Source organism: Streptomyces sp. CC208A, from assembly GCF_030010625.1.
Taxonomy (GTDB): domain Bacteria; phylum Actinomycetota; class Actinomycetes; order Streptomycetales; family Streptomycetaceae; genus Streptomyces.
In genome coordinates this window covers 167,056-189,778 of record NZ_JASCXN010000010.1, presented here as the reverse complement: position 1 = coordinate 189,778, position 22,723 = coordinate 167,056, and the positions used below count along the sequence as shown (strand labels likewise).

General features: G+C 71.8%; 22 protein-coding genes. 9 read left to right on the top strand and 13 right to left on the bottom strand.

The annotated features are described in order from the left end of the window. The first annotated feature begins 30 nt into the window (after nucleotides 1-30). The 3 genes from QK442_RS14150 to QK442_RS14140 all read left to right on the top strand — a co-directional run bounded on the left by QK442_RS14150 (nucleotide 31) and on the right by QK442_RS14140 (nucleotide 2,003). Nucleotides 31-291, top strand: coding sequence for a UBP-type zinc finger domain-containing protein (locus QK442_RS14150; protein ID WP_282694271.1), 261 nt, complete (start codon nucleotides 31-33; stop codon nucleotides 289-291). Nucleotides 292-618: 327 nt separating this feature from the next. After that, entirely contained in the window at nucleotides 619-1,032 is a 414-nt protein-coding gene (locus QK442_RS14145; RefSeq protein WP_189946643.1) for an anti-sigma regulatory factor, read from the top strand. Continuing rightward, entirely contained in the window at nucleotides 921-2,003 is a 1,083-nt protein-coding gene (locus QK442_RS14140; protein ID WP_282694293.1) for an RNA polymerase sigma factor SigF, read from the top strand. The genes QK442_RS14145 and QK442_RS14140 overlap by 112 nt, the downstream gene beginning before the upstream one ends. A gap of 29 nt (nucleotides 2,004-2,032) precedes the next feature. Here QK442_RS14140 and QK442_RS14135 read toward each other — a convergent pair whose 3' ends face one another. Beyond that, nucleotides 2,033-2,446 (bottom strand): hypothetical protein, encoded by a 414-nt coding sequence (locus QK442_RS14135; RefSeq protein ID WP_282694270.1) that lies wholly within the window; start codon nucleotides 2,444-2,446, stop codon nucleotides 2,033-2,035. Nucleotides 2,447-2,701: 255 nt separating this feature from the next. Here QK442_RS14135 and QK442_RS14130 point away from each other — a divergent pair, with 255 nt between their 5' ends. Further along, nucleotides 2,702-3,670 (top strand): diacylglycerol kinase family protein, encoded by a 969-nt coding sequence (locus QK442_RS14130; RefSeq protein ID WP_282694269.1) that lies wholly within the window; start codon nucleotides 2,702-2,704, stop codon nucleotides 3,668-3,670. A 317-nt stretch (nucleotides 3,671-3,987) separates the two neighbouring features. Next, the gene (locus tag QK442_RS14125; protein WP_003953983.1) at nucleotides 3,988-4,245 is read left to right on the top strand and encodes a WhiB family transcriptional regulator; all 258 of its coding nucleotides are present in this window, start codon (nucleotides 3,988-3,990) and stop codon (nucleotides 4,243-4,245) included. Nucleotides 4,246-4,440: 195 nt separating this feature from the next. On the opposite strand, the gene QK442_RS14120 is transcribed toward QK442_RS14125, so the two are convergent. Then, on the bottom strand, nucleotides 4,441-5,907 hold the full coding sequence (locus tag QK442_RS14120) for a PAS domain-containing sensor histidine kinase (protein ID WP_282694292.1): 1,467 nt from the start codon (nucleotides 5,905-5,907) through the stop codon (nucleotides 4,441-4,443). A gap of 612 nt (nucleotides 5,908-6,519) precedes the next feature. Here QK442_RS14120 and nagB point away from each other — a divergent pair. Further along, nucleotides 6,520-7,305 (top strand): glucosamine-6-phosphate deaminase, encoded by a 786-nt coding sequence (gene nagB, locus QK442_RS14115; protein ID WP_282694268.1) that lies wholly within the window; start codon nucleotides 6,520-6,522, stop codon nucleotides 7,303-7,305. 66 nt (nucleotides 7,306-7,371) lie between these two features. Here nagB and QK442_RS14110 read toward each other — a convergent pair whose 3' ends face one another. The 4 genes from QK442_RS14110 to QK442_RS14095 form a co-directional block, all read right to left on the bottom strand. After that, nucleotides 7,372-8,898, bottom strand: a complete 1,527-nt coding sequence (locus QK442_RS14110; protein ID WP_282694267.1) for a glycoside hydrolase family 3 N-terminal domain-containing protein — start codon at nucleotides 8,896-8,898, stop codon at nucleotides 7,372-7,374. A gap of 9 nt (nucleotides 8,899-8,907) precedes the next feature. Further along, the gene (locus QK442_RS14105; RefSeq protein ID WP_282694291.1) at nucleotides 8,908-9,675 is read right to left on the bottom strand and encodes a carbohydrate ABC transporter permease; all 768 of its coding nucleotides are present in this window, start codon (nucleotides 9,673-9,675) and stop codon (nucleotides 8,908-8,910) included. A gap of 98 nt (nucleotides 9,676-9,773) precedes the next feature. Beyond that, nucleotides 9,774-10,799 (bottom strand): sugar ABC transporter permease, encoded by a 1,026-nt coding sequence (locus tag QK442_RS14100; protein WP_282694266.1) that lies wholly within the window; start codon nucleotides 10,797-10,799, stop codon nucleotides 9,774-9,776. Nucleotides 10,800-10,929: 130 nt separating this feature from the next. Next, nucleotides 10,930-12,222, bottom strand: coding sequence for an extracellular solute-binding protein (locus QK442_RS14095; protein ID WP_282694265.1), 1,293 nt, complete (start codon nucleotides 12,220-12,222; stop codon nucleotides 10,930-10,932). A gap of 282 nt (nucleotides 12,223-12,504) precedes the next feature. On the opposite strand from QK442_RS14095, the gene QK442_RS14090 reads away from it, so the two are divergent. The 3 genes from QK442_RS14090 to QK442_RS14080 all read left to right on the top strand — a co-directional run bounded on the left by QK442_RS14090 (nucleotide 12,505) and on the right by QK442_RS14080 (nucleotide 14,877). Then, nucleotides 12,505-13,269: a GntR family transcriptional regulator gene (locus QK442_RS14090; RefSeq protein WP_282694290.1), complete on the top strand. Its 765-nt coding sequence runs from the start codon at nucleotides 12,505-12,507 to the stop codon at nucleotides 13,267-13,269. 318 nt (nucleotides 13,270-13,587) lie between these two features. After that, on the top strand, nucleotides 13,588-13,776 hold the full coding sequence (locus QK442_RS14085; protein WP_282694264.1) for a hypothetical protein: 189 nt from the start codon (nucleotides 13,588-13,590) through the stop codon (nucleotides 13,774-13,776). A gap of 342 nt (nucleotides 13,777-14,118) precedes the next feature. Next, on the top strand, nucleotides 14,119-14,877 hold the full coding sequence (locus QK442_RS14080) for an AfsR/SARP family transcriptional regulator (RefSeq protein WP_282694263.1): 759 nt from the start codon (nucleotides 14,119-14,121) through the stop codon (nucleotides 14,875-14,877). A gap of 67 nt (nucleotides 14,878-14,944) precedes the next feature. Here the strand turns inward: QK442_RS14080 and QK442_RS14075 are convergent, their stop codons facing one another. The 7 genes from QK442_RS14075 to QK442_RS14045 all read right to left on the bottom strand — a co-directional run bounded on the left by QK442_RS14075 (nucleotide 14,945) and on the right by QK442_RS14045 (nucleotide 22,612). Continuing rightward, nucleotides 14,945-16,180: an endonuclease/exonuclease/phosphatase family protein gene (locus QK442_RS14075; protein ID WP_282694262.1), complete on the bottom strand. Its 1,236-nt coding sequence runs from the start codon at nucleotides 16,178-16,180 to the stop codon at nucleotides 14,945-14,947. Then, nucleotides 16,177-17,184 (bottom strand): glycosyltransferase family 2 protein, encoded by a 1,008-nt coding sequence (locus QK442_RS14070; RefSeq protein WP_282694261.1) that lies wholly within the window; start codon nucleotides 17,182-17,184, stop codon nucleotides 16,177-16,179. Before QK442_RS14070 ends, QK442_RS14075 begins: the two co-directional genes overlap by 4 nt. Before the next feature lie 66 nt (nucleotides 17,185-17,250). Further along, nucleotides 17,251-18,183, bottom strand: coding sequence for a UbiA prenyltransferase family protein (locus QK442_RS14065; RefSeq protein WP_282694260.1), 933 nt, complete (start codon nucleotides 18,181-18,183; stop codon nucleotides 17,251-17,253). 11 nt (nucleotides 18,184-18,194) lie between these two features. After that, complete coding sequence (locus QK442_RS14060) at nucleotides 18,195-19,217, bottom strand: NAD-dependent epimerase/dehydratase family protein (protein ID WP_282694259.1); 1,023 nt, start codon at nucleotides 19,215-19,217, stop codon at nucleotides 18,195-18,197. After that, nucleotides 19,211-20,611: an aspartate aminotransferase family protein gene (locus QK442_RS14055; RefSeq protein WP_282694258.1), complete on the bottom strand. Its 1,401-nt coding sequence runs from the start codon at nucleotides 20,609-20,611 to the stop codon at nucleotides 19,211-19,213. Before QK442_RS14055 ends, QK442_RS14060 begins: the two co-directional genes overlap by 7 nt. Beyond that, complete coding sequence (locus QK442_RS14050) at nucleotides 20,598-21,605, bottom strand: lysylphosphatidylglycerol synthase domain-containing protein (protein WP_282694257.1); 1,008 nt, start codon at nucleotides 21,603-21,605, stop codon at nucleotides 20,598-20,600. Before QK442_RS14050 ends, QK442_RS14055 begins: the two co-directional genes overlap by 14 nt. Next, nucleotides 21,602-22,612, bottom strand: a complete 1,011-nt coding sequence (locus QK442_RS14045; RefSeq protein ID WP_282694256.1) for a glycosyltransferase — start codon at nucleotides 22,610-22,612, stop codon at nucleotides 21,602-21,604. Before QK442_RS14045 ends, QK442_RS14050 begins: the two co-directional genes overlap by 4 nt. Between the last annotated feature and the right edge of the window lie 111 nt (nucleotides 22,613-22,723).

Here is a 22,723-nt window from a genome sequence, read left to right as displayed (position 1 = left end):
CCGGGCCGTCCGCCCCGTACCCTGGCCATCATGATCGAGTGCCCGCACGTAGCGGAAACGCCGCACCCCGAGCCGGCCCCGCTCCACGAGACCTGCCCCGAATGCCTGGCCGACGGCACCCACCCGGTGCAGCTGCGGCTCTGCCTGACCTGCGGGCACGTGGGCTGCTGCGACTCCTCGCGGGGGCGGCACGCGACCGGGCACTTCGCCGCGACCGGACACCCGGTGATGCGGACCTTCGAGCCGGGCGAGGCCTGGCGGTGGTGTTTCGTGGACGAGGTGCTGGTCTGAGGCGGAGGTCTCAGGCGGTGGTCCCGGCCGGGGCGGTCTCCTCGGGCCGGACCGGTCTCCTGGGGTCGGGGCGGTTCGACGGGCGGGCCGTTGGGTACGTCACCCCTCCGCCGGTCGGCTTTTGCCCTCCACGCACCCCTGGCCACGTTCCGCACCCATGGGCCTACCATGGGTGACGGTCCGGGATCGGGGGCCCGGAGGCTTGCGGCGACACGGCAGGATGGATCGCGATAGCGTCACGGCGGACCGCGCAGCCCCTGCGTGAGCCGCCCGGTCCGGGGGCCTTCCCCGGGCCCCGAATGAGCTTGTGCCACCTTGGAGGTGAGGGTGTCCCAGATCGCAGGCGAGCCCGGGACCCAGGACTTCGTGGAAGTCCGGCTGCCCGCTGCGGGTGCCTATCTGTCCGTGCTGCGTACGGCCACGGCCGGTCTCGCGGCGCGCTTGGACTTCACCCTCGACGAGATCGAGGACTTGCGGATCGCGGTGGACGAGGCGTGCGCGATCCTGCTCCAGCAGGCGGTGCCCGGCTCGGTCCTGAGCTGCGTCTTCCGGCTGGTGGACGACTCCCTCGACGTGACCGTGTCCGCGCCGACCACGGACGGCCGGGCCCCCGAGCGGGACACCTTCGCCTGGACGGTGCTGTCGGCACTGGCCGGGAAGGTGGAGTCCTCGGTCGCGGACGACAACACGGTCTCGATCAGCCTGTACAAACAGCGCGGCGCGGGACCAGGACCGGCGTGAGGAGCGGGGACGCGACGGCCGGCCTCCCCGGTCAGCAGGCACGGTCGCATGAGGTCGCTACGGAGCAGCAGGCGGACCAGATGAGCGAGCACGAGCAGCAGCACGACGAGGCTCCCCCGGCATCGACCCACGCCCCGGACGGGACCGCGGCGAACGGGACCGCGGCGAACGGGACGGTGGACGGCGCGGCCGGTGCCGGCCCGCGCGGCCACGACCCGCAGGACCGCACCGGGGCCCGCGCGCTCTTCGTGGAGCTGCGGTCGCTGCCGGAGGGTTCCCCGGAGAAGGCCGAGCTGCGCAACCGGCTGGTACGGATGCACCTGCCGCTGGTGGAGCACCTGGCGCGGCGCTTCCGCAACCGCGGCGAGCCGCTGGACGACCTGACGCAGGTGGCGACGATCGGCCTGATCAAGTCGGTCGACCGGTTCGACCCGGAGCGGGGCGTGGAGTTCTCCACGTACGCGACGCCGACGGTGGTCGGCGAGATCAAGCGGCACTTCCGCGACAAGGGCTGGGCGGTCCGGGTGCCGCGCCGGCTCCAGGAGCTGCGGCTGTCGCTGACCACGGCGACGGCGGAGCTGTCGCAGCTGCACGGACGGTCACCGACCGTGCACGAGCTGGCCGAGCGGCTCGGGATCTCGGAGGAGGAGGTCCTGGAGGGGCTGGAGTCGGCGAACGCCTACTCGACGCTCTCCCTGGACGTGCCGGACACGGACGACGAGTCGCCGGCGGTCGCGGACACGCTGGGGGCGGAGGACGAGGCCCTGGAGGGGGTCGAGTACCGGGAGTCGCTCAAGCCGCTCCTGGAGGACCTGCCGCCGCGGGAGAAGCGGATCCTGCTGCTGCGCTTCTTCGGGAACATGACCCAGTCACAGATCGCGCAGGAGGTCGGCATCTCGCAGATGCACGTCTCCCGGCTGCTCGCCAGGACCCTGGCGCAGCTGCGGGAGAAGCTCCTCGTGGAGGAGTGAGGCGGGCCCGGATCGCCGGGGTGCCGGGGTCAGCTCTCCTGGCCCGGGCGCCGGATGCCGAGCGCCTCGGTCGTGGCCGGGTTCACCAGGAGGACGAGCCCGGTCACGGCGAGCACGGCGAGCGCGATGCCGTAGGGGATCACTCCCTCGCTCTGGAGCATCTGCCAGGCGACCGGGAGGGCGAGGATCTGGGTGATCACGGCCGGGCCCCGGCTCCAGGAGCGCATCCGCCACAGGCCGCGGGCGGCGGCGAGCGGGATCAGTCCGAGCGCCAGCACGGTCACCCCGAGGGTCACCCCGCCCGTCAGGTCCCCGCCCCCGTCGGTGAGCACCCTCACCAGCATGTAGACACCACCCACGAGAAGCCCGAGGGCCTCGACGAGTGCCACCCCCGCGGCGACGGCCAGGCGGGTGGGACGGGGGGTCTGCTCCGTACTGCTCATGAGGGGCAGCGTAACGGGGACGCCCGGGGAGGCGGGGAGCCAGGGCCGACGGGGGGCGGGGCACGGAAGCGAGACGCAGGACCGACGGGGCCGAGGCGCAGAACCGGAGGCCGGGCCGGGGGACCGGACCAGGGGACCGGGTCAGGGGACCGGGTCAGGGGACCGGGTCAGGGGACCGGACCAGGGGACCGGGCCAGGGGCCGGTGGGGGCGGGCGGGCTGGGATCGGTACCGCCGGGTAGGTACGCTGGCGGGCATGCGCGCACTTCTCGTGGTCAACCCGGCAGCCACCACCACCAGTGCCCGCACCCGTGACGTGCTGATCCACGCGCTGGCGAGCGAGATGAAGCTGGAGGCCGTCAGCACCGAGTACCGGGGGCACGCACGGGACCTCGGGCGGCGGGCCGCCGAGTCCGGGGAGATCGATCTGGTCGTCGCCCTCGGCGGCGACGGCACCGTGAACGAGGTCGTGAACGGGCTGCTGCACGACGGGCCCGATCCGGACCGGCTGCCGGGGCTCGCGGTCGTGCCGGGCGGTTCGACCAATGTCTTCGCCCGCGCGCTCGGGCTGCCGAACGACGCCGTGGAGGCGACCGGCGCCCTCCTTGACGCGCTGCGCGAGCGGAGCGCCCGGACGGTGAGCCTCGGGCTCGCCTCGGGGACGCCGGGCACCCCGGACGAGGAGGTGCCGCCCCGCTGGTTCACCTTCTGCGCCGGGCTCGGCTTCGACGCGAGCGTGATCGGCCGGGTCGAACAGCAGCGCGAGCGCGGCAAGCGGTCCACCCATGCGCTCTATCTGCGCCAGGTGCTGCGCCAGTTCCTGGAGGAGCCGCACCGGAGGCACGGGACGATCACCCTGGAGCGGCCCGGCGCCGAGCCGGTCCAGGATCTCGTCCTCTCCATAATCTGCAACACCTCCCCCTGGACCTACCTGGGCAATCGCCCGGTGTACGCGTCCCCGGAGGCGTCCTTCGAGACCGCGCTCGACGTCCTCGGACTGAGCCGGCTCTCCACCCCGGCGGTGGCCCGGTACGCCACCCAGCTGCTCACTTCCAGCCCCGAACGGGGCCCCCGCGGCAAGCACGCCACGGCTCTGCACGACCTGACCGACTTCACCTTGCATTCGAAGGTTCCCCTCCCGCTCCAGATGGACGGAGACCACCTCGGACTGCGTACGAGCGTGACGTTCACAGGCGTACGCCGTGCACTGCGTGTGATTGTGTGAGCGGAAGGGCCCAAAGTCCTTGCACTCGAACGTTTAGGCGCGCATCCACCCCTTAGAAGTACGGCTGTGACCTAGCCGACACCGAGGAATCAAAAAAAACTTTCCGGAAGGGGTTGTATCCGCTGCCGAGGTTTGCGAGTCTCTTCTTGGCGATCGGGACGGCCCGCAAGACCGGCCTCCACTGAGAGCCAGAACCCCTCCTCACACCAAGGACCACACCGGTTCATCCGGCAGTCGGCCCTTCACTTGTTGAGGGATTCGTGAAAGCGTTCACATTCACAAGCAATTCGCACGTAACACCGAGAGAGGTAGCAGCCATGGACTGGCGTCACAACGCCGTTTGTCGTGAGGAAGACCCCGAGCTGTTCTTCCCCATCGGCAACACCGGTCCTGCGCTGCTGCAGATCGAGGAAGCCAAGGCCGTCTGCCGCCGCTGCCCCGTCATGGAGCAGTGCCTGCAGTGGGCGCTCGAGTCCGGCCAGGACTCCGGCGTCTGGGGTGGCCTCAGCGAGGACGAGCGCCGCGCGATGAAGCGCCGCGCCGCCCGCAACCGGGCGCGCAACGCCAGCGCCTGAGCCACCTGCACAGCCTGAGGTCCGCGGCGCGTACACCGTGTACGCATTCACCGCCCCCCCGAGCCGCAGCGCGCAGCAGTCAAGCACCACAGCAGTACCCCACAGCATTCGAGCCCCGGACCGAGTACGTCGGTCCGGGGCTCGCTGCTGTGTGTCACCGCGCGACGCGCGTCACCTCGCTCGCCGCCTCTCGCGTCACTTCTGCGGGCGGACCGGGATGTCCAGGACCACCTTCGTGCCGCCCTCGGGGCCCGGTCGCATGTCGAAGGTGCCGCCCAACTCCCCTTCCACCAGGGTCCGTACGATCTGGAGGCCGAGGTTGCCGGCCTTCTGCGGGTCGAAGCCCTCGGGCAGGCCGCGGCCGTCGTCCCGGACGGTGATGAGGAGCCGCGCGTCGGCGCGGGGCTCGCCGCGGACCGCGCTGACCTCGACCGTTCCGTGCTCGCCGGGGGCGAAGGCGTGTTCCAGGGCGTTCTGCAGGACCTCGGTGAGGACCATGGAGAGCGGGGTGGCGACCTCGGCGTCCAGGATGCCGAAGCGGCCGTTGCGCCGGCAGGTGACCTTGCCCGGGGAGATCTCGGCGACCATCGCGATCACCCGGTCGGCGATCTCGTCGAACTCGACCCGCTCGTCCAGGTTCTGGGACAGCGTCTCATGGACGATGGCGATCGAACCGACGCGCCGGACCGCCTCGTTGAGGGCCTCTCGGCCGCGGTCGGAGTCCATCCGGCGGGCCTGGAGACGCAACAGGGCCGCCACCGTCTGGAGGTTGTTCTTCACCCGGTGGTGGATCTCCCGGATGGTGGCGTCCTTGGTGATCAACTCGCGCTCGCGGCGGCGCAGTTCGGTGACGTCCCGGAGCAGGACCAGGGAGCCGATCCGGCTGCCCTTGGGCTTGAGCGGGATGGCCCGCAGCTGGATCACCCCGCCGCTGCCCTCCACCTCGAAGTTCCGGGGGGCGTAGCCGGAGGCGAGTTTGACCAGGGCCTCGTCGACCGGGCCGCGGGAGGGGGCCAGGTCGGCGGTGATCTGGCCGAGGTGCTGGCCGACCAGGTCGGCGGCGAGGCCGAGCCGGTGGTACGCGGAGAGGGCGTTGGGCGAGGCGTACTGGACGAAGCCCTCGGCGTCCAGGCGGACCAGGCCGTCGCCCGCGCGCGGCAGGGAGTCCATGTCGGACTGCTCGCCGGGGTAGGGGAAGGAGCCGGCCGCGATCATCTGGGCGAGGTCGGAGGCCGACTGGAGGTAGGTGAGTTCGAGGCGGGAGGGGGTGCGGACGGTCAGCAGGTTGGTGTTCCGGGCGATCACGCCCAGAACCCGGCCGTCACGGCGGACCGGGATGGACTCGACCCGGACCGGGACCTCCTCGCGCCACTCGGGGTCGCCCTCGCGGACGATCCGCCCCTCGTCGAGGGCCGCGTCCAGGAGCGGGCGGCGGCCGCGCGGGACCAGGTGGCCGACCATGTCGTCCTGGTAGGAGGTGGGTCCGGTGTTCGGCCGCATCTGGGCGACGGAGACGTACCGGGTACCGTCGAGGGTGGGGACCCACAGGACGAGGTCGGCGAAGGAGAGGTCGGAGAGCAGCTGCCACTCCGACACCAGCAGGTGGAGCCACTCCAGGTCGGAGTCGCTCAGGGCGGTGTGCTGGCGGACGAGGTCGTTCATGGAGGGCACGGTGCGAGCGTACCCGCGGAATTAACAGCCGGTGAACCTGGATCTCCGGGGCTTCGTGTTGGAGGATGGGCCCGGAAACACCGCGTTCAGATGGATGGACAGACAAGAATGGTCTAGTCCACAATGAACGCATCGAATTTCACAGAGCCTCCGCCCTCCCCGCACAGGAGGACGGACGAGGTACCCGGCGCTCTCTGCCCTGACTGCGCCGAGACCTCCCTTCACGGCCGAGGGACCGCACACCCCCGGCCGGGCATACCCGGGCTGCGGTGCCGGGCGGGTTGAGGGTCCCGCCAGGCGCCGCGGCCCGCGGTCTTTTCCGGGGGTCTTCCCCGGAGATCCCCCTCCCCCTCTCCGGGACCCTTCCCCGGAGACCCCCTCCCCCTTTTCCGGAGCCCTTGCCCGAAGATCCCCCCCCCTCCCCGACAGGGCCCGAGTGGCCGGCGGATGACGCGCGGCCGACCATGAAGAGGCCGGGAGGCGTGGACCGTCCGGGGGGCGGAACGGCATGAGAAGAAGGGGGTCCCTCTGCTAGATTTGGGGCTTGATTGGTCTATACCACATGGCCCTCCCCCAGCCCCTCACCAGATCGGCAGGCACAGCGTGGAAGTTGTCATCGTCAAGGACGCCAAGGCGGGCGGCGAGCTCATCGCGGACGGCATCGCCGGCCTCCTGCGCCGCAAGCCCGACGCGCTGCTCGGCGTGGCCACGGGCTCGACCCCGATCCCGATCTACGACGCCCTGATCGCCCGGGTCCGCGCCGGTTCCGTGGACGCCTCGCGGGCCCGCATCGCCCAGCTGGACGAGTACGTGGGGCTGCCCGCCGGGCACCCGGAGTCGTACCGCTCGACCGTCCTGCGACAGGTCGTGGAGCCGCTCGGGCTTCCCGAGGACCACTTCATGGGCCCGGACGGCTCCGCCGAGGACGTCCAGGCGGCCTGCGAGGCGTACGACAGGGCGCTCGCCGAGGCCGGCGGCGTGGACCTCCAGATCCTCGGCATCGGCACCGACGGGCACATCGGCTTCAACGAGCCGTGCTCCTCGCTCGCCTCCCGCACCCGGATCAAGACGCTCACCGAGCAGACCCGGATCGACAACGCGCGCTTCTTCGACGACGACATCGAGCAGGTCCCGCACCACGTCATCACCCAGGGCATCGGCACCATCCTGGAGGCCCGCCACCTGGTGCTGCTCGCCACCGGCGAGGGCAAGGCCGAGGCCGTCGCGCAGACCGTCGAGGGCCCGGTGGCGGCGCTCGTACCGGCCTCCGCGCTCCAGCTCCACCCGCACGCCACCGTGGTCGTGGACGAGGCCGCCGCCTCCAAGCTGAAGCTCGCGGACTACTTCCGCCACACCTACGCGAACAAGCCCTCCTGGCAGGGCATCTGAGCCCGCCCGGGTCGGTACGGGAAGGGGCCCGGCACCTGGATCAGGTGCCGGGCCCCTTCCCGTGCCTCAGACGCCGGTGCCGACCACGGCCTCGGCGGCGGCGCGGCCGCAGACGCGGGCGGCACCGTGGGTCGCGATGTGCAGGGCGCCCCGCGGCTCGGCCTCGTCGAGGCCCATCTCGACGACCACGGTGTCCGGGCGGACGGACAGCAGGCCGTCCAGGGCCGCGGTCATCCAGGGGTGCCGGTGGAGGTCGCGGACGACCGCGACGATCCGCCGCTCCCCCGCCGCCGCGAGCACGGACCCGACGGTGGCCTCGGCGCCGAAGGAGCCGGAGGCGGTGCCCGGCAGCAGCCGGTCCAGCTCGGCGGCGACGCCCCAGGGGGTCTCGTCGCCGACGGCGAAGTTGGCGACCGGGGTGAAGGAGGCGACGAAGGGGGCGCTCGTCACCGGGGTGTGGGGCTCGGCGCCCCGGGTGATCCGCAGGGCCCGGCGGGCCGCCACGAGTCCGATGTCGGCGCCGGGCGCGGTCCCCTCCTGCACTGCCGCGCCCGGCACCGATCCAGCCCCCCTCGCCCGGTGCGCCTGGGTCCAGGCCGCCAGGGCGCGCACGCGCGCCGCGGCGTCGGCCAGCCGCTCCTCGGGCAGTTCACCGGCCCGTACCGCCGTGACCAGCGCGTCGCGCAGCCGCAGTACGGTGCCCTCGTCGCACAGCCCGCCGCCGACGCAGATGGCGTCGGCGCCCGCGGCGATCGCGAGGACGGATCCGCGCTCGATGCCGTACGTCGCCGCGACGGCCTGCATCTCCACGCCGTCGGTGACGATCAGACCGTCGAAGCCCAGTTCCTGACGGAGCAGACCGGTGAGGATCTGCGGGCTCAGGGTGGCCGGGCGTTCGGTGTCGAGCGCGGAGAGCAGAATATGCGCACTCATGACCGCTTTGGTACCCGCGGCGACGGCCGCGCGGAAAGGCACCAGCTCACGGGCGTGCAGTGTGGCGAGGTCCACATCGATCCGGGGCAGCGCGTCGTGCGAGTCGACGTTGGTGTCGCCGTGTCCGGGGAAGTGCTTGGTGCAGGCCGCGACCCCGACGCCCTGGAGGCCGTCGACGTACGCCACGGTGTGGCGGGCGACCAGGTCCGGGTCGGAGCCGAAGGAGCGGACGCCGATGACCGGGTTCTCCGCGTCGGAGTTCACATCGGCCGAGGGGGCCCAGTTGAGGTCGATGCCGCAGGCCACGAGGCGGCGGCCGAGCTCGCGGGCGACGGCCCGGGTCAGTTCGACGTCGTCGACCCGGCCCAGGGCGTAGTTGCCCGGGAAGGACGAGCCTTCGTTGACCTCCAGGCGGGTGACGTCGCCGCCCTCCTCGTCGATGGCGACGAGGACGTCCTCCCGCTCGGCGCGCAGCTGCGCGGTGAGGCGGGCGAGCTGGTCGGGGCCGGCCACGTTGCGGCCGAAGAGGCCGACGGAGGACAGGCCCTCGCCGATCCGGCGGAGCAGCCAGTCGGGGGCGGTGGTGCCTTCGAAGCCGGGCTGGAGCACCGTGAGCGCGTCACGGGTCAGGGTGTCCGAGCCGTGCAGGAGTGTGGTCATGGGGCGCCTTTATCCCTTCACCGCGCCGGCGGTCATGCCGCCGACGGCCTTGCGCTGGACGATGATGAAGACGATCAGCACGGGGAGAGCAAAGAGGGTCGAGGCGGCCATGGTGGCGCCCCAGTCGTTGCCGAACGCGGTCTGGAAGGAGATCAGCCAGCGCGTCAGGGTCTGCGACTCCGGATCCTTGTTGAGCATCAGGATCATCGCGAACTCGTTCCAGGCGGTGATGAAGCCGAAGATCGAGGTCGACATCAGGCCCGGGGCGAGCAGCGGGAAGATGACCTTGCGGAAGGCCTGGCCGCGGGTGCAGCCGTCGATCTGGGCGGCCTCCTCCAGCTCGGCCGGGACGGCGGCGATGAAGCCGCGCAGGGTCCAGATCGTGAAGGGCAGGACCATCACGAAGTAGATCGCGGTGAGCATCGGGATGCTGTTCAGCAGGTCGTTGTCGCGCGAGATCATGTACATCGCGATGACCATGACCTCCCAGGGGGCCATCTGGGCCATCATCACGACGAGCAGCACGGCCTTGCGGCCCCTGAACCGGAGCCGGGCGAGCGCGAAGCTCGCCGCGAGGGCGATCAGGAGGGCCAGGAGGACGGCGCCGAGGGTGACGGTGAGGCTGTTGCGGACGTAGGTCCAGAACAGGTCGACACCGGTGGCGGTGGTGTAGTTCTCGAAGGTCGGCGTGAAGAGGAAGACCGGGTCCTTCGTCATGATCTCGTGCTGCTGCTTCAGCGAGGACGAGAACATCCAGTAGACGGGGAAGATGAACACGGCGGCGACGAAGAGCGCGGTGACGTTCTTGACGACGGCGCCGGCCGTGAGCTTCTTGCGGGTGCGCAGCTTCTGCGGAGCGGGGGCGGTGGTACTGCTCACAGCTCATCCTCCTGCTTCAGGATCAGGCGGAAGTAGAAGGACATGATCGCGACGAGCATCACGATCGTGAGGACGGAGATGGCCGCGGCGACTCCGTAGTGGAACTGGCCGACGCCCTCGATGTAGGCGAAGACGGGGAGGGTCTCCGAGGCGCGGTCGGGGCCGCCGAGGTTCATCGCGTAGACCTGCGTGAACGCCTTGAAGATCCAGATGACTTCCAGGAACGTGGTGACCATGAAGAAGGGCTTGAGGTTCGGGAAGACCACGGCCCAGAAGGTGCGCCAGCCGCTCGCGCCGTCCATCTTGGCCGCCTCGTACAGCTCGGAGCCGATGGTCGTCAGACCCGCGTACATGTTGAGCGCGACGAAGGGGACGGAGCCCCAGACCAGCAGGACGAGCACGATGACGAGGGTGGAGAAGCCGGACTCGAACCAGTTGTGCTGCTCGTAGCCGGAGAAGCCGAGCGTGCGCATCAGCCAGTTCATGACGCCGAACTGCTCGTCGAAGAGCCACCGGAAGACGGTCACGGAGGCGACGATCGGCATGGCCCAGGCGAAGACGAGGGCCAGCGAGAGCAGGAGGCGCATCTTCTTGCCGAGGCGGTCCAGGAGCAGGCCGATGCCGGCGCCGATCGCCATGATCAGGAGGACGTTGACCGCGGTGAAGACGACGGAGCGGACCACGACGGTCCAGAAGTGCGCGTCGCTCAGCAGGCCGGTGTAGTTGTCGAAGCCCGTCCACACCGTCTGGCGGGTGATGAACTCCTTCCGGTTCAGTTCCTGGAAGGAGAGGACCACATTGCGGATCAGGGGGTAGAGGAGCAGCACCGCCATCGACAGCAGGGCCGGGGCGACGAGCAGGTACGGCATGAGCCCTCGGGGCAGGGAGCGTCTGCCGCGCGAAGGCTGAAGGACTTCCTTCGGGCCGGAAGTGGCCGACGGGGGGGTCTGAGACTTCCCTGCCGCCCTCCCGGGCGCGTCCTGAGGAGCGGCGTTCGCCGTCCCCTGGGAGTCCACGGTCATGGTCTTCTTCCTCGCGGTTCTTGGGGCTCCCGCGCCCACCGGGGCGCGGCCCGGGGGAGCGGGCCGCTGAAAACTGCGGAGCCGGCGGTGCGGTCCGGTGCGACCGGGCCGCACCGCCGGGCTGTGCGCCTTACTGCTGGTTGATGCGCTCGTTGATGACCTTGTCGGCGGCCTCGGCGGCGGCCTTGGCGTCCTCGCCCTTCAGGACCTTGGTCATGTAGTCCTTGATCGGGTTCGGGGCGGTCTCGACGTTCGCCCAGCCGGGGGTCACCGGGGTGATCTTGCCGGAGCCGGAGGCGGCGGCCATGGCCTCGGCGAAGGAACCGGCGGCCGGCTTGAACTGCGCGGCGTCGTTGTTCGGGAGCAGACCGCCCTCGGTGGCCTCGGCGTACTTGGCCATCTGCTCCTTGCCGGCGGCGAGGGCCAGCCACTCCTTGGCGAGGTCCTTGTTCTGGGACCGCTCGGAGATGGCGAGGTTCGAGCCGCCGAAGAAGACGGAGCCCGGCTTGTCGGCGGTCTTGCCCGGGATCGGGAAGTAGCCGAAGTCGGCGGTCTTGCCGGCCTTCTTCATGGCCTCGATCGCGCCGCCGGCCTCCCAGCCGAGACCGATCCAGGACGCGACGCCGCCCTTGGGGATGATGTCGGTGGACTGCTGCGGGGTCGCCTCGTCCTTGTCCTTCGGAGCGGTGGAGTAGGACGCCAGCTCCTTGTAGAAGTTCATGGCGTTGACGGCCTCGGGGGAGGACAGGTTGCCCTTCCACTTGTCGCCGTCCTTGACCGCGAGGTCGCTGCCCTCGTCCCAGATGAAGCCGGCGAGGACGTACCAGCTCTGGCCGGGCAGGTAGATCGCCTGGGACTTCGGGTCGGAGGCCTTGAGCTTCTTCAGGCCCTCGATCCACTCGGTGCGGGTCTTCGGCGGGGTGACACCGGCCTTCTTGAAGGCGGCCTTGTCGTAGACGACGACGCGGTTGGCGGCGTACCACGGGGCGGAGTAGAGCTTGCCGTCCAGCTCGGACGACGCGACCATGCCCTTGTTCCAGCCGGCGTAGCCGAGCTTGTCCTTGTCGCCGGTGAGGTCGGCGAGGCCGCCGGTGACGGCGTAGCCCGCGGTCTGGGTGTTGCCGAGCTCAAGGACGTCCGGCGGGGTGTCCTCGGAGAGGGCGGTGGTGATCTTCTCCTGGATGCCGTTCCAGACCTGCTTCTCGACCTTGACCTTGACGCCCGGGTGCTTGGCCTCGAACTCCTTGTTGACGCCCTCCATCCAGGCGTCGGGGGCGGAGCCGTCCATGACCCAGACGGTGAGCGTCTTGTCGCCGCCCTCCGCCTTGCCGCCCTTGTCGCCCTTGCCGCTGTCGGAACCACACGCAGCGATAGAGACCATCATGCCCGCGACGCCGATCGCCGCGATGAGCTTGCGCTTCACGCCACCCTCCTCAGGGATGCCTGCAACCCCTGCCCACCGCGCGAAGACATACGTCAGGTAGTGCTCGTGGGGCTGGGACCTGGCCTTTAATGGTTTAGACCAGTACCCGGAGCTTGGCCTAGACCTTTAGGGGTGTCAAGGGTGTATAAGAAGGGCAGTCGGGTCCGTTACCGGACCGACACCTGAGGGAGGGCGACGACCCGTGACCGGTCCGTGCCACCATGTGAGCCGCGACAGACGGAGGAGCCGGTGACGGCAGCAGCACAGTCGGGAAGGCAGGCCATGGCCACGGAGGCGGGCAGCACGGAGACAGAGGGCGGGGCGGCGACCCGTACCGCGCGCGTGCCCAAGTACTACCGGCTGAAGAGGCATCTCCTCGACATGACGGAGACCCTTCCCCCCGGCACCCCGGTGCCGCCGGAGCGGACGCTCGCGGCCGAGTTCGACACCTCGCGCACGACCGTGCGCCAGGCGCTCCAGGAACTGGTCGTCGAGGGCCGCCTCGAACGCATCCAGGGCAAGGGCACCTTCGTGGCGAAGCCCAAGGTCTCCCAGTCCCTCCAGCTCACCTCGTACACCGAGGACATGCGCGCCCAGGGTCTCGAACCCACCTCGCAGCTCCTCGACATCGGGTACGTGACCGCCGACGACACCCTCGCGGGACTGCTCGACATCTCCCCCGGCGGCCGGGTGCTCCGCATCGAGCGCCTCCGGCTGGCGAACGGCGAGCCGATGGCGATCGAGACCACCCACCTTTCGGCCAAGCGCTTCCCCGCGCTGCGCCGTTCCCTGGTCAAGTACACCTCGCTCTACACCGCCCTGGCCGAGGTCTACGACGTGCACCTCGCCGAGGCCGAGGAGACCATCGAGACCTCGCTCGCGACCCCACGCGAGGCCGGACTGCTCGGCACCGACGTCGGCCTGCCGATGCTGATGCTCTCCCGCCACTCCCTGGACGCCCAGGGCGAACCGGTCGAATGGGTGCGCTCGGTCTACCGCGGCGACCGGTACAAGTTCGTCGCGAGGCTCCAGCGCCCCAACGGCTGAGCACCGCACCACCCCGCGAAGGGGCCCGCCGGTCCGCCAGCGGGCCCCTTCCGCGTTCCCGCGGCCCCGCGGAAGCCGCGCCACCGCCTTGCACCTTCCGCACGGCAGCAACGTGACACCCCCCACGAATCCTCTGGTCGGAGCCGTACGCGGGCGGTGGACGGCACCTTGCACCAACCCGCCCGGACGGTTGCTGCCACCCCGGGAGCGCTGACAGACCGCAGCCGGTCGAGCAAGCTGGAACACGTCGAAAGGGCCCCACCAAGGGGCGATACGACGTGAATCCCGCGAACCGCTCCCACCGGAGGTCCCCCCGCCATGTCCTCTTCCGCCCGCCGCGCCCTCGGCCTCACCCTCGCCGCCGCCCCGCTCGCCGCCCTCGCCGCTCTGCTCGCCGGCCCGCAGGCCGCCGCCGACACCCCCACCGCCCCGGAGCCCCTCACCGCCCCGGCCGCCGCGCCGGCGCCCACCCCCACCGACTCCGGCGACGGCTTCTCCTGGGGCTGACCGACCACCCACCACCGGATCCGGCCATCTACCTCATCGGCATCACGCTGTCCGCGCCCGCCGCCGCGGACACCGCCCGCCCCACCCCCAGCGGCGTCCTGCGCACCCTGCACCAGGCCCTCCGGCCCGCGGACCCCGTCGAGGCCACCCGCGCGCTCGTCACCGGAACCACCGTCCGCATCGCGCTCTGCGTCGACGGACCGGACGAACTCGACGCCATCGGTGTGGCCCTGGCCATCTGCCACCGACTCCTGGACCGGGCGCCCGAACTGCGCCACCACCGCGTGGCCGACTGCCGCCTCCTGTGACCGAACCTCCGAACGACGAACGGGGAGACCTGCCGTGTTCCTGCATGTCCTCGGCCCGCTGCGGGCCACCGTCGACGCCCGCCCGGTGCCGCTCGGCGGCCGGAGGGCGCGGACCGTCCTGGCCGCCCTCGCCCTGGAGCCCGACTGGGCCGTCTCCGTCGAGAGCCTGGTCGAAGCGGTGTGGGGGCCGCGCCCGCCGGCCAGCGCCCGCACCCAGATCCGCATCTGCGTCTCCGCCCTGCGCCGGGCCTTCGCCGGTGCCGGGGCGCCGGACACGATCGAGACCCTGGCCTACGGCTACCGGCTCCGCATCGCCCCCGAACAGCTCGACTCCGCGGTCTTCGAAGCCCGCGTCGGACGGGCCCGGGTCCTGGCCGGGCACGGCCGCCGTGCCGAGGCCGTGCTTGAGCTGCGCAACGCGCTCGCCCTGTGGACCGGTCCCGCTCTCGCCGGCGAGAGCGGCCCCGCGCTCGAACCGGGCGTGCTGCGCCTGGAGGAGCTGCGGATCCGGGCGACCGAGGAACGGCTCCGCCTGGAGCTGGCACTCGGCCGCCATGCGGACGTGATCGGCGAGCTGATGGCGCTGGCCGCCACGCACCCCTTCCGGGAGCAGCTGCACGGACAGCTGATGCTGGCGCTGCACCGCGCCGGACGGACGGCCGAGGCGCTGGCCGCGTACCGGCGGATCCGGCTGACGCTCGTCGACCAGCTGGGCATCGAGCCCGGGCCACAGCTCAGCGACCTGGAGCGGTCGATCCTGCTGGGCGAACGACCGGAGCCCCTCTCGGCCTGAGGCCGGGCGCGCCCGTGCGCCGCCCCTGCCCCGTCCGTGCGCCGTCCCCACCCCGCCCGGGGCGCGCTCACAGCATGATCCGCAGTTCCTGCATGCGGTGTTCGGAGATCCCGTCCGTGGGCAGGAGGTCGTAGCGGTGGACCGTGGTGCCGCCCTTGGTGAAGGCCCAGTCCACCCGGAAGAACGGCAGGTCCCGGTTGAAGAGGACGTCCTCGCCGAACTCCCCCAACGAGGCGAACTTCCAGCTCAGGGGCAGGAACGAGGGATTCGCCGGGGTGGCGTCCTCGGCCACCTCCGCCAGTCGGCGGAGCGGGCGCATGGAAGCGGTGGCGTTGAAGTCCCCCGCGATCAGCAGCGGCCGGTCGTTGGCCCGTACGTCCCGTTCCAGGCCCTCGAACTCCTCCTGCCGCCAGGCGTGCTTGCGACGCAGATAGCCGTCGTGGTCGAAGCCCGAGAACGGGTTCAGATTGTCGAGGGCGAGCGGCACGGTGATGTGCACGTTGTACGTGCTCAGCACCCGGCCGCCGACCGCGATGTCGGTGCGGAGCACCTTCTCCCGCGCGAACTCCTGCCCGAAGTCGGGCTTCCGGCCGAAGGTGAGGCGCGGACCGGGGCCCACCAGCCGCTGGGCGACGATCGGGAAGCGGGAGAGCGTCAGCAGCTCGCCGCGCCGGGCCACGTGGTAGCCGGGGAAGGCCCGGCGCAGGGCGGCGTCGTCGTCGATCCGCCAGTAGCCGTCCTCTCCGAGACCGGGGGTCCAGCCGACGTGCTCCTGGAGCAGGTAGACGTCGGCGTCACGGGACCTGAGCAGGGCGATCAGCCGGTCGGAGCCGGTCGCCATGGCCCAGTACTGGGTGTTGAGCGAGACCACCCGCAGGGCGCCGGCCGGCGCCGGCCCCGGTTCGCGCCACAGCGCCGGCCAGTTGAGGCCTGACCCGGTGGTCAGGGCGAGCGCCAGAGCGAGGCCGGAGGCGACCGCGGCGAGCGGGCGACGGCGCCCGCAGGCCGCGGCGGCGGCCACGAGCAGCAGCAGCGGGGCGCCGAGGAGGAAGAGCGGCGGGACGACGTCGAGGACGATCGACCAGTGCCAACGCCCGCTGACCAGCCACCGCAGGACGGCGTACGCCAGCCACACCACGGCCGCACCGAGCACGGCCCTGCCATACCAGAGGCGCAGGACCCGGACGGTGCGCCGGGCCCGGCCGGACACCCGCTCCGGCACCGCTGCCGGGGCGCCGGTCCCGGTCGGGTCGCCGGTCCCGGCCGGTACGTCGGTCCCGGCCGGGGGAAGCGTCGTCGTCATGTCAGGGCCTCCCCCGGCTGGTACATGCGGCGGAAGCGGACGCTGGTCGCGTACTGGGCCAGGCCGGTGGCGAGGCCGGCCACGACGGCGGTGTTGACCAGCAGGTGGGCGCCTGTGAAGAAGGCCGTGAAGGCGAGGCCCCGTTCCTTCCTGACGAAGCGGTACTGGCCCAGGTCGGCCAGGACCGAGCCGCCGAGGGCCGCCGCCGAGACCAGCAGCGCGCCCGGGTGGACGGCCGCGAGCGGCAGGGCCGCGACGGCGAGGCCGCCGAGCGCGGAGGCGGCGGCCCGCCCGCCGGTCTCCATGCCCTGCATGGCCCGGCCCCGGTCGAAGTAGAACGGCACCCGCAGCCGGCTCCGTACGAACGCCTTCCGCAGCAGGGGCCGCATCCGGCTCTCGTCCGAGAGCCGGCCCCGTATCCGGGAGGTCAGCAGCATCGGCCACCGCGCGGCGAGCCGTTCGGCGTGGTCGATCTCCTCGGTCTGGCGCAGGGCCGTGTTGAACCAGCCCGCCTCCATGAAGGCCGACCTGCGGACCGCGCCGAGGGCGTAGAAACCGCCGCTGACCTCGCCTTCGGCGCTCTTGCGCCAGTAGTGGTACTGAAGGATGCGGTACTGCCCGACGAGCGGTTCGGGGAAGAGGGGTTCCTTGTCGGGGACCCCGAAGACGGCTCCGTACTCGGGGTGTTCGTCGAAGAGGGCCACCGCCTCGGCGACCGCCTCCGGGTGCATGGTGAGGTCGGCGTCCAGGAAGAAGACGATCTCGCCCTTGGCGCGGCGGACGCCCTCGTTGCGGGAGGCGCCGGGGCCGCCGTTCTCGGTGACGCGGACGAGCTGGACGGGATGCCGGGCGGCGATCTCGGCGCAGCCGTCCGTGCTGGCGTCGTCGACGACGATCACCTCGATGTGCGGATGGGTCTGGGCGAGGACGGAGCGCAGGCAGAGGTCGACGGTGCGGCGGTCGTTGTACATGGGGACGACCACGGACACGAGGGGTGCGGACATGGGTTCCTCGGCGATCGGAGGGTGGGAAGGGAGCGGCTGCTCTGACGGGGGGCCAGGCGGCGGAGGTCAGGCGGTGAGCTGGGGCAGCAGCAGGGCGCCCCACACGGCGGAGTTGGCGAGCATGACCCGGTCGCGCAGCAGCGTCCTGACCGGTTCGCCCCCACCGCCGTCCACCACCACGACCTGGAGGTAGCGGAAGAGGGCCAGGAGCGCGCAGACCACGGTGAGCGGCGCGTACGGGCCGAAGCCGGACTCGGTGCGGAGGTAGAGCAGGTAGCCGACGAGGGCGAGGCCGGAGCAGAGCACCAGGACCAGGTCGAGGAAGTGCGCCGAGTAGCCGACGAGCGCCGGGCGGTGGCCGGTGCCGGAGACGCTGAGTTCGTGGCGCCGCTTGCCGAGGATGAGGACCAGGCAGAAGGCGAGGACCGTGAGGACCAGCCACATCTCGGCGGGCCGCCCTGTGGCCTCGTACCCGCCGAGGAGGCGCAGGACGAAGCCGGTGGCGACGACGAAGACGTCGATCAGCGGGACGTGCTTGAGCTTCCAGCTGTAGGCGCCGTTCACCGCGAGGTAGGCGCCCACGACGAGGGCGCCGCCGGGGCCCAGGACGTACAGGGCGGGGGCGAGGAGGGCGGCGAGGACGGCGGCCGTGGTCCAGGCTGCGGTGACGCTCATCCGGCCGGAGGCGAGCGGGCGGTGCCGTTTCACGGGGTGGCGCTTGTCGCGTTCCACGTCGGCCACGTCGTTGAGGACGTAGACGAGGGAGGAGGCGAGGATGAAGGCGCCGAGCGCGAGCCCGACGCGGGCGGCGCCGCCTCCGTGCCAGCCGCCGCCGAGCAGCGCCAGCGGGACGACCAGCAGGTTCTTGGGCCACTGGCCGGGGCGGAGGAGGGCGAGCGGTGCGGGAAGGCCGCGCCGGCGGCGCGCGGGCGGCCCGGTCTCCGGCGGTTCGGGGACCTCCCGGGTGGTCCGGACGGTGTCGCTGGTGAGCTGAGTCATGGCGCGGCCCCTCAGAAGAAGATCTTCGCGGTGGAGAGCAGCCCCTGCTTCCAGGGGTCCCTGCTGGTGCGGCCGGTCGCGCCCGCCGCCGGGGTGGCGTGCCGGGCGGTGCGCCACCAGGCGTAGGTGTGCAGGACGGCCTCGGCGTTGGAGAGCCGGGGGGTGAAGCCGAGGCGGGCCCTGGCCTTGTCGATGGAGACGTACGAGTCGTCCATCAGCTTGTGCAGCAGCCGCCCGTACACCGGTGAGAGCCTCGCCCTCTGGAGGAGGCTGAGCAGGGCGAGCGCGGGCCTGGCGGGCAGGCCGACGACCCGCTTGCCGTGCCCGGCGGCGTCCAGGACGGCCTGGAAGTCCTCGCGGAGGGTGCCGAATTCGGCGGCGGCGAGGTTGTACGTGTCGTTGGCGACCTCGTCCTCTGCGTGGATGACGGTGACGACGGCGTCGACGAGGTCGTCCACGGCGAACATCTGGATCCTGACGTTCCCCTTGCCGAGGACGGGGAAGTTGCGGCCTTCCTCGGCCCATTCGAAGAGCATCGAGAAGAGGCCCATCCGGCCGGGGCCCACGAAGGTCTTGGGCCGGAGGATCGGCACGCACATGCCCTCGGCCCGGTGCCGTTCGGCGATCTCCTCGGCGGCGGCCTTGGCGCGGCTGTAGGTGTCGACGGGTTCGCGCGGGTACTCCTCGGGCGTGGGCACGACGGTCGGCAGGCCGTAGACGGCGGTCGAGGAGATGTGCACGACCCGGGGGGTGCCGGCCGCCGCGGCGGCGGCGAAGACGTTCCGGGTGCCGCCGACGATGATCGAGCGGATCTGCTCGTCGGGGTAGCTGGGCAGGGCGGCGGCGGCGTGGACGAGGACGTCGGCGCCGTCGAGGGCCTTGTCCATCAGCTCGCGGTCGCGGATGTCGCCGGTGAGGACGACGCCGGGGCCGGGGCGCAGGTCGACGCCGCGCACCTCGTGGCCCTCCGCGAGGAGTCGTTCGGCCAGGCGGGAGCCGAGCATGCCGGCCGCGCCGGTGATCGTGATCACCACTGGGAGCTCACCTTCTGCTTGATGAAACGGGCGACGAGGCCGGTGAGGCCGCGGGAGAGGACGTCGTCGAGGGCGTCGACCGCGCGCTCGGCCTCCTCGGGTTCGGTCACCAGGGAGGGGCCGATGATCAGCGGGTTGTCCCCGTTGAGCGTGTAGTACGTGTAGATGTCGTGGTCCTGGTAGAGCGCGTTGATGACGGCGCAGGTCACGAGCTTGGTCTTGAAGCGGGGGTCGCGGGCCATGCCGCCGGGGGCGAGCTTGGCGACCAGGTCGAGGATGCGGGGCCCGCCCTCGATGAAGACGCCCCACAGGGCGCCGGCGCCGGCGACCCGTCCGATCTCGTCGGGGTACTGCTTGGCGAGGCGTTCGAGACCGGGTTCGAGTACGGCTCCGAGGGCGCGGGCACGGGCCGGATAGTCGTCCTCCACCGCGATGTTGACGGCTTCGAGGGCGGTGGCGCACTCCTCCCCGAAGCCGTAGTAGGTGGTGGAGGTGGAGTTCATCAGGGCGTCGCCGAGGTTGTCGTACGCCTTGCGGAAGACCGGCTCGCGGGCGACGTAGGCGGAGATGGAGGACTTGCCGCCGCCGAAGGACTTCGAGGTGGTGAGGACGTCCGGGATCAGGCCCGGGTAGCGCATGAAGTGGAAGAGGGAGCCGGTCTTGCCCCAGCCGGTGTAGATCTCGTCGAAGATCAGGACGATCTTCTCCCGGTCGCAGATCTCGCGCAGTCCGCGCAGGAACTCCTCGGAGCACCACTGGATGGTGGAGGCGCTGAACGGCTCGACGAGCAGGGCGTACACGTCGCCCCGGTGGGCGGCGACGGCCCGGCGGACCGAGTCGAGGTCGCCGTACCGGAAGGTGTCGACTCCGGGGATGGTGGGGAAGGCGAACTGGGCCTGACCGGTGAGTCCGCCGGAGCCGAGCAGCTTGCCGTGGAAGGCGCGGTCGGCACGCAGCACGGTGTTCCGCTTCCCGCCGTGGTACTTGTACGCGAGCTTGACCGCGCCCTCGACGGCCTCGGCGCCGGAGTTCGGAAGGAAGGCCATGTTCAGGTCGCCGGGGAGGATCTCGGCGAGGTTGTGGCCGAGGGCGGCGAGGTAGGGGGAGAAGTAGGTCTTGTGGACCTCCATCCGCTTGTCGCGGGCGAAGCGCTCGCGGGCGGCGAGGATGCGGGGGTGGTTGTGACCGTGGTTGAGGACGCCGACACCGCCGGTGAGGTCGAGGATCCGGCGCCCGTCGGTGAGGGTGAGATGGGCGCCCTCGGCGCTCCTGACCAGCTCGCGGCCGAAGCCGAAGGAGGTCATCAGGGAGACCTGGCTCTTGTTCACGTAACGGCGGTAGAGGGAGTGGACCTGGTCCACGTCGAGCCGCTCGGCGTCGTCAAGGGTGTACACGGACTTCTTCTCCGATCGGTGCGGTGAGGGCGTACGGGTGCGGGGTGGGAACGGGGGTCGAGGCCCGGGACGGGGTACGGGTCGGGGGCGCGACGGTCCGGGGCGTCCGGTCCCGGAGGCGGGACCAGGCCAGGACCACGGCCGAGCTGCCGAGTTCGGCGAGCACGCAGACCAGTCGGCTGGCGATCGCGGCGGCGGCGGCGAGCCCGCCCGGCAGGACGGTGGCGAGGGCGGCGGTGAGGGTCAGCTCCCGTACCCCCCAGCCGTCGGGGACGATCACGGCGAGGCTGCTGACCACGGTCGCCAGGGCGAAGCCGCCGACGGCCGCGCCGAGTCCGGCCCAGGGGGGCGCGCCGATCGCGAGGAGCAGGAACCACAGGTGGAGGCCGGAGGCGGTCCAGGAGGCGAGGGCGAGGAGGACGGCCCGGCGGACGGCGGTGTCCGGCGGTGGGTCGACGGGCCGGCGGGCGAGCCGGGTCAGGGCGGTGACGGGCCGGGTGAGGAGGGCCGGCCGGACGAGCCCGGCGAGGAAGAGGAGGGCGGGCGGGCAGAGCCAGTACCACTGCCCGGGCAGGGCGGCGGGAGCGGCGGCGAGCCCGACGGCGGCGCCGGTGAGCAGGGTGAGGGCGAGGCTGAGCACGTACGCGGAGGTCATCCGCGCGGCGGGCACCCCGGCCTCGCGTCCGTGGGCGATGTGGGTGAGGACGCCCCAGACGCGGCCGGGCACGTACTTGCTGAGCTGTCCGAGGAAGTAGATCTTGGCGGCGCGCAGGCCCCGGATCGGGTGGTCGCCGGGGATGAGGACCCGCCAGGCGTGCACGGCGAGGACGAGTCCGGCGATGTTGGCGAGGACGGAGGCGGCGAGCAGCGGGGCCGCGTCGGCGCGGGCGAAGGCCCGGGCGGCCTCGGCGCCCTGGTCCCGGACGAGAAGGTACACGCCGACGAGGGCGGCGAGGACCACGACGGGGGTGAGGAGGCGGCGCAGTGCGGTCATCGGACGCCCGCCTCCTCCCGCGGACGCCCGGCGGCGGGCCTGGACCGGAGGGAGCGGAGGGCCCCGACGGCGGCGCCGGCGAGCAGGGCGGCGTGGCAGGTGAGGTGGACTCCGGTGAAGAAGGCGGCGAAGGCGGGGCCCTTGCGTCGGGCGGCGAAACGGATGAGCCCGGCGTTGGCGAGGCAGAAGGCGAGCAGGCCGGCGGCGGGCACGAGCCAGGGGAACGGTCCGCCGAGCAGGAGTGCCGGAGGGACGGAACCGAGCAGGAGGGCCGCCGTGAGGACGGAGGCGGGGGTGTTGGCGGTGAGGTTGGTACGGCCTCCGGCGCGGGCGGAGCGCAGGGCGGGGACGAGGAGGAGGGCGCGGCGGTAGGTCTCGGCGAGGAGCGGACCGAGACGGTGCTCCTCGTCGTGCCGGGCGGCCACCTTCTCGGTGAGGACGATCCGGTAGTGGGGGGCGAGCCGGTCGCTGAACTCCAGGTCCTCGGAGTCCCGCAGCGTCTCGTCGAAGCCGCCGAGCCGTTCGAAGACCTCGCGGGGCACGGCCGCCTGGGCGAAGAAGGCGGTCTCGACGACTCCGGCACCGCGGGCCCGCCACCAGTGGGCGTGGAGGGTCTTGTACCACTCGACGGGTCCGTCGTCGTAGAGCGGTTCGGGGGCGATGACGCCGTGCACGCATCCGCAGCCGGGGTCGGCGCGCAGGAGTTCCAGGGCGTTGGCGACCGAGTCGGGGGTGAGGGCCTCGTCGGAGTCGAGGAAGAAGAGGACCTCGCCGGTGGCTGCGGCGATGCCGGCGTTGCGGGCGGCGGAGACGCCCCGGTTGACGCCGTCGCCGAGGAGGGTGCAGGGGTGGCGGCGGGCGATCTCGGCGGTGGCGTCGGTGGAGCCGTCGTCGACCACGATGACCTCGTGGGGCGGGTGGGTCTGGGCGTAGACGGATCTGAGGCAGGCGTCGAGGGTGCGTGCGGAGTTGTGGGCCGGGATGACGACCGACACGGTTTGCGTCATGGGAAGAGCACACCGGGTCGCTGTATGGGTCGCGTATCGTTCCCGTATCGCCTCCTCTCGCAGTTCGAGACGGTCAACTCGACCGTCCTGCAAGCCAGTTGACGGCTGCTA